Genomic DNA, 5,612 nt, shown 5'->3' with positions numbered 1-5,612 from the left:
CGGCGCGGCGGCAGGCGGCCTGCTCGGCACCGACGACGTCCGCGGTGTGGAGGTCGTGGCGGTGCGCAGCACGGTCGGCTCGCTCGACCGTGCCCCCGCGGACGCGCACGAGGTGTACCTGCGGCTGCACCTGCTCTCGCACCGCCTGGTGCGCCCGCACGGGCAGAACCTCGACGGCGTGTTCGGCCTGCTGTCCAACGTCGTGTGGACCGACCACGGCCCGTGCCCGGTGGAGGGCTTCGAGGCCACGCGGATGCGGCTGCGGGCCGCGCACGGCAGCGTCACGGTGCACCACATCGACAAGTTCCCCCGGATGGTCGACTACGTCATCCCGGGCGGGGTGCGCATCGGTGACGCGGACCGCGTGCGGCTCGGCGCGCACCTGGCGAGCGGCACCACCGTGATGCACGAGGGCTTCGTCAACTTCAACGCGGGCACGCTCGGCGCCTCCATGGTGGAGGGCCGGATCTCGGCGGGCGTGGTCGTCGGGGACGGCACCGACCTCGGCGGCGGCGCGTCGATCATGGGCACGCTGTCCGGCGGCGGCAAGGAGGTCATCTCCGTCGGCGAGCGCTGCCTGATCGGCGCCAACGGCGGCGTCGGCATCTCGCTCGGCGACGACTCCGTGGTGGAGGCCGGTCTCTACATCACGGCGGGCACGAAGGTGACCTTCGAGGGCCGGTCGGTGAAGGCGCGGGAGCTGTCCGGCATCTCCGGCGCCCTGTTCCGCCGCAACTCGGCCACGGGCGCGGTGGAGGCCGTCCCGCGCACCGGCGCGGGGGTGGAACTCAACGCCGCCCTGCACGCCAACGACTGACCCACCGCCCGGGGTCGGAGCGGCCGACGAGGCGGCTCACGACCCCGGGCCCGGGTCCCGGGCGGGCGGTCCCGGCACGGCTCCGTAGTCGGCACCGTCCCGCTTCAGGCTTGTGAGCAGTTCAAGATCGGCGTGAACCTCGGCGGTGCTTCGCCGGACAGCAGTCAATCCGTCGCACGCGGGTGCCCGACTCCCGCGTATTTGATCCACACCGTGTGGCTCTCGTCATCGATCAGGTACCAAACCCGGCCACCGCCGGTCACCTCAATCTGCCACTGGGGCAGCTCGCGCCCGTCGCACACCCCGGTGGCCAGGTCGAACTTCAGACGATGGTGTCGCAACGGTGACATCGCCGACTCGGAGCCCGGATGGTGTCGCATCAGATCCCAGGCCTTGCGGAGATTGCCGGGAGCCGCCGCCAGGAGTTGTCGCCATCCTTCGACAGCCGCCCGATCCCCGTAACGGATCTTCCACTCCTCGTCCCGTGGCGGCTGCGCGACGTCGTCTCCCCGCTTAGGACTCATGTCGTTCCGTCGTCGGTCGGTTCCGGCACGGCTCCGAAGTCGACACCATCCCGCTTCAGGACCGCGAGCAGTTCAGGATCGGCGTGAACCTCGGCGGTACTGCGCCAGGCGGCAACGAGATGTGCCACCGGCGCGGGATTCTCCAGACTGTCCGCCGCTTCCAACGTCTCGACCAGTTCCACGACGAACTGGTGCACGCCCTCCTTCGGAAGGAAACGGACCCACGGGAAGGCACGCGGAACAACGTCGGTCACCAGGGTCCGTGTCCGGTCGTCGTGCTCCATCAGCGCGAGGAAGAGCTTGGTGGTCGTGGAAGCCACCTCGGCGACCTGCTCAGCACGACTCACGGTGGTGAGCAGCAGGTCCTCGTCCTCCGCCCCGCGCCGGTGCACCCGCAGGGAGCGGCTTGTGGACTGCTGCAACTTACGAACCGTCTCAACGGGCTTGTTGGACAGCTCCGAGAAATTCACTTCCGGGGCGGTCATAGTTTCAAACTACTTGCAAACTCACCCGGTCGCAACGCGCGTTTTCGATGACGGCACGGGGAACCAGCGCGCTACCCCCGGGTCGTCGAGTCGTGCCCGCCCGGTGCTCAGGGCGTCAGTCGTCGGACGGCGGCGTCGATCCGTTCGTCGGTGGCGGTGAGGGCCACGCGGACGTGCTCGCCGCCGCGGGGGCCGTAGAAGGTGCCCGGGGCGACCAGGATGCCGCGCTCGGCCAGCCGGGCCACGGTCGCCTCGGCGCTCTCGCCCCGGGTGGCCCACAGGTACAGCCCGGCCTCCGAGTGGTCGATGCGGAAGCCCGCGTTCTCCAACGCGGGGCGCAGGGCCGCGCGGCGGGCGGCGTAGCGTCCGCGCTGCGTGGTGAGGGCGTCGTCGTCGGCCAGTGCGGCGGTCATGGCCTCCTGCACGGGGCGGGGCACGATCATCCCGGCGTGTTTGCGCACCGCCAACAGGTCGCGCACCAGCGCCGGGTCGCCGGTGACGAACCCGGCCCGGTACCCGGCGAGGTTGGCCGACTTGGACAGCGAGTGCACCGCCAGCAACCCGTCCAGGCTCCCGCCGTGCACGTCCGGGTGCAGGATCGACAACGGCTCGGTCTCCCAGCCGAGCGCCAGGTAGCACTCGTCGGACACGACCACCGTGCCGCGCTCGCGGGCCCAGTCGACGACCTTGCGCAGGTGCTCGACCCCGAGCACCCGGCCCGTGGGGTTGGACGGCGAGTTCAACCACAGCAGCGCGGGCCTGCCGGGCCCGACGGCGGTGGTGGCGTCGGCGCGCAGCACCGTCGCGCCCGCGAGCAGTCCCCCGACCTCGTAGGTCGGGTACGCCAGTTCCGGGATCACCACGGTGTCCCCCGGACCCGCGCCGAGCAGGGTCGGCAGCCATGCCACGAGCTCCTTGGAGCCGATCGTGGGCAGCACCGCGTCGGGCTCGACACCGTCCACGCCGTGCCTGCGCCGCAGCGCCGCCACCGCCGCCTCCCGCAGCGCGGGGGTGCCGTGCGTGGCGGGGTATCCCGGGATCTCCGACACCGACGCGAGCGCGGCCCGGATGCCGTCCGGGACCTCGTCGACCGGGGTCCCGACGGACAGGTCGACGAGGCCGTCCGGGTGCGCCCGCGCAGTGGCGGCGTGCTCGGCCAGCGAGTCCCAGGGGAAGTCGGGAAGCTTGGCCCGGGTCATTCGCCCTGCGGGGGCAGGTCCTTGATCCACTGCGGGTCGTGCGCGGTCTTGCCGACCTTCGCCGCGCCGCCCGGGGAGCCCAGCTCGTCGAAGAAGTCGACGTTGGCCTTGGTGTAGGCGGTCCACTCGTCCGGCACGTCGTCCTCGTAGTAGATGGCCTCCACCGGACAGACCGGCTCGCAGGCTCCGCAGTCGACGCACTCGTCGGGGTGGATGTAGAGCATCCGCTCGCCCTCGTAGATGCAGTCGACGGGGCATTCGTCGATGCACGACTTGTCGAGCACGTCGACGCAGGGCTCGGCGATCACATAGGTCACTGCGTTCTCCTGCTTGGTTTTCGGTCAGGCCCGTTGCCGGACACTACGCTTGTCTTCCCCGCATCCTAAGCCGTCCACCGGTGGCCCCGACCCGGATGTGTGAGCCATGTTTACCCCGGATCCGCCCGGTGCCCACGGGCAGACCCCTCCCCGCCACCACCCACCCGTCCTCGTGTGTGCCTACTCACACCCCGCGATACCCGCGAGTCGTCATCCCACACCCGCGAGTCGCCGCTCCGGTGCGTCGAGTTGTCACTCCGCGACGGTGCGGCGACACCGGAGGGCGGATCCGGGCGGCCGGTGCACGGTGCGGAAGCGCCTACTCACGGGCCGGGAGCGTCAACGCATGGACCGGGAGCGTCAACTCGCGGAACGGAGGCGGCAACTCGCGGGTCCGGAGTGGCGACTCGCGGGGGCTCGGTGGGGTGGGCGGGGGACACTGGAGAATGAGCACGCTGCGGCCCCGGGCGAAGCCACGGGCGGGGTCGCGAAGTGGAGTCACGGAAGGGAAGAGGCCGGCACTGTGAAGGTTGTCGTCGTCGTCGGCGGGGTGGGCGGTGCCCGCTTCCTGCTCGGCGTCAAGGCTGCGCTCGGGCTCCCCGCCGTCGGCGAGCGGGAGTCGCCGCACGAGATCACCGCGCTGGTGAACACCGCCGACGACGTCTGGATGCACGGGTTGCGGGTGTGCCCCGACCTGGACACCTGCATGTACACCCTCGGCGGCGGGATCGACCCCGAACGCGGCTGGGGCCACGCGGGTGAGACCTGGACGGTGCAGGGCGAACTGGAGGCCTACGGCGCCGATCCGACCTGGTTCAACCTCGGCGACAAGGACATCGCCACCCACCTCATCCGGTCGCGGATGATCCGCGCCGGGTACCCGCTGTCCGCGGTGACCGAGGCGCTGTGCGACCGGTGGCGGCCCGGGGTGCGGCTGCTGCCGATGACCGACGACCGGGTGGAGACCCACGTCGTCGTGGACGACCCGGACGAGCCGGAGCAGCGCAAGGCGCTGCACTTCCAGGAGTGGTGGGTCCGCCACCACGCGAAGCTGCCCGCGCACACGATCGTGCCGGTCGGTGCGGAGGAGGCGCAGCCCGCACCGGGCGTCACGGACGCGATCGCCGAGGCCGACGCGGTGCTGTTCGCCCCGTCCAACCCGGTGGTCTCCATCGGGTCGGTGCTGGCGGTGCCCGGGGTGCGGGAGGCACTGCGCTCCACCGCGGCCGACGTCGTGGGCCTGTCCCCGATCATCGGCGGGCGGCCGGTGCGGGGCATGGCCGACGCCTGCCTGTCCGCCATCGGCGTGGAGTCCACCGCCGGGGCCGTGGGCGCGCACTACGGCTCGCGCAAGACCTCCGAGGACGGGCTGCTGGACGGCTGGCTCGTGCACGAGGGCGAGTCGGTGGACGTCCCCGGGGTCGCGGTCCGCGCGGTCCCGCTGCTGATGTCCGACGTCGACGCCACGGCGGCGATGGTGCGGGCCGCGCTGGACCTGGCCGGGGTGGACGTTGACTGAGCACGCCGACCACGTGGGCACGCCCGCCGGGCAGGACCCCGCCGGTCACGATCCCGCCGGTCATGACCCCGCCGGGTACGAGCACGGTGCCGCGCGGGTGGAGATCCTGCCGGTGGCGGGGCTGCCCGAGTTCCGCCCCGGCGACGACCTGACCGGTGCGCTGGCCGGGGCCGCGGGCTGGCTGCGCTCCGGTGACGTGGTCGTGGTCACCAGCAAGGTGGTCTCCAAGGTCGAGGACCGGCTGGTGACCGTGCCCGCCGACCCGGAGCTCCGCGACGCCGAGCGGCGCAAGCTGATCGACGAGGAGTCGGTGCGGGTGCTGGCCCGGATCGGGCGCACCGTGATCACCGAGAACCGGCTCGGCATCGTGCAGGCGGCCTCCGGGGTGGACGCCTCGAACGTGGACACCGGCGAGGTGGCGCTGCTGCCCACCGATCCGGACGCCTCCGCCCGGGCGCTGCGCGACGGCCTGCGCGAACGGCTCGGTGTGGACGTCGCCGTCGTGATCACCGACACGATGGGCCGGGCGTGGCGGGTCGGCCAGACCGACACCGCCATCGGCTCGGCCGGGCTGCGGGTGGTGCGCTCCTACGAGGGCGCGGTGGACGCCCAGGGCAACGAGCTCGCCGTCACCGAGATCGCCGTGGCCGACGAGGTCGCCGCCGCGGCCGACCTGGTCAAGGGCAAACTCAGCGGCGTCCCGGTCGCGGTGGTGCGCGGCCTGCGGACCGGGGACGACCGGCCGGGCGCG

At 72.3% G+C, this 5,612-nt stretch carries 7 protein-coding genes; 3 read left to right on the top strand and 4 right to left on the bottom strand.

The window, feature by feature from the left end; genetic code table 11:
* Positions 1 to 817, top strand: an 817-nt coding sequence (dapD, locus tag ACTIR_RS23930) for a 2,3,4,5-tetrahydropyridine-2,6-dicarboxylate N-succinyltransferase (RefSeq protein WP_034240594.1), incomplete at its 5' end; no start/stop codon positions are given.
* Positions 818 to 981: 164 nt separating this feature from the next.
* Here the strand turns inward: dapD and ACTIR_RS0116895 are convergent.
* The 4 genes from ACTIR_RS0116895 to fdxA all read right to left on the bottom strand — a co-directional run bounded on the left by ACTIR_RS0116895 (position 982) and on the right by fdxA (position 3,342).
* Entirely contained in the window at positions 982 to 1,341 is a 360-nt protein-coding gene (locus tag ACTIR_RS0116895; RefSeq protein WP_026455170.1) for a hypothetical protein, read from the bottom strand.
* The gene (locus ACTIR_RS0116890) at positions 1,338 to 1,826 is read right to left on the bottom strand and encodes a hypothetical protein (protein ID WP_007026154.1); all 489 of its coding nucleotides are present in this window, start codon (positions 1,824 to 1,826) and stop codon (positions 1,338 to 1,340) included. Before ACTIR_RS0116890 ends, ACTIR_RS0116895 begins: the two co-directional genes overlap by 4 nt.
* Before the next feature lie 107 nt (positions 1,827 to 1,933).
* Positions 1,934 to 3,025 (bottom strand): succinyldiaminopimelate transaminase, encoded by a 1,092-nt coding sequence (gene dapC, locus ACTIR_RS0116885; protein ID WP_026455169.1) that lies wholly within the window; start codon positions 3,023 to 3,025, stop codon positions 1,934 to 1,936.
* The gene (fdxA, locus tag ACTIR_RS0116880; RefSeq protein ID WP_007026152.1) at positions 3,022 to 3,342 is read right to left on the bottom strand and encodes a ferredoxin; all 321 of its coding nucleotides are present in this window, start codon (positions 3,340 to 3,342) and stop codon (positions 3,022 to 3,024) included. Before fdxA ends, dapC begins: the two co-directional genes overlap by 4 nt.
* 523 nt (positions 3,343 to 3,865) lie before the next feature.
* Between fdxA and cofD the strand changes: the two genes are divergently transcribed.
* The gene (gene cofD, locus ACTIR_RS0116875; RefSeq protein ID WP_026455168.1) at positions 3,866 to 4,861 is read left to right on the top strand and encodes a 2-phospho-L-lactate transferase; all 996 of its coding nucleotides are present in this window, start codon (positions 3,866 to 3,868) and stop codon (positions 4,859 to 4,861) included.
* Positions 4,854 to 5,612, top strand: a 759-nt coding sequence (locus ACTIR_RS0116870) for a coenzyme F420-0:L-glutamate ligase (protein WP_267879496.1), incomplete at its 3' end; no start/stop codon positions are given. The genes cofD and ACTIR_RS0116870, both read left to right, overlap by 8 nt.

It is taken from the genome of Saccharomonospora iraqiensis subsp. iraqiensis (genome assembly GCF_000430445.1).
In the GTDB taxonomy this organism is placed as follows: Bacteria; Actinomycetota; Actinomycetes; order Mycobacteriales; family Pseudonocardiaceae; genus Saccharomonospora; species Saccharomonospora iraqiensis.
The sequence above is the reverse complement of the archived record's forward strand: the minus strand, read 5'-3'. Positions and strand labels throughout refer to the sequence as shown.

What these genes read in the sequence shown, in the direction of transcription:
- ACTIR_RS0116895 (WP_026455170.1), bottom strand. Translation starts at nt 1,341, where the DNA reads ATGAGTCCTAAGCGGGGAGACGACGTCGCGCAGCCGCCACGGGACGAG.
- ACTIR_RS0116890 (WP_007026154.1), bottom strand. Translation starts at nt 1,826, where the DNA reads ATGACCGCCCCGGAAGTGAATTTCTCGGAGCTGTCCAACAAGCCCGTT.
- dapC (WP_026455169.1), bottom strand. Translation starts at nt 3,025, where the DNA reads ATGACCCGGGCCAAGCTTCCCGACTTCCCCTGGGACTCGCTGGCCGAG.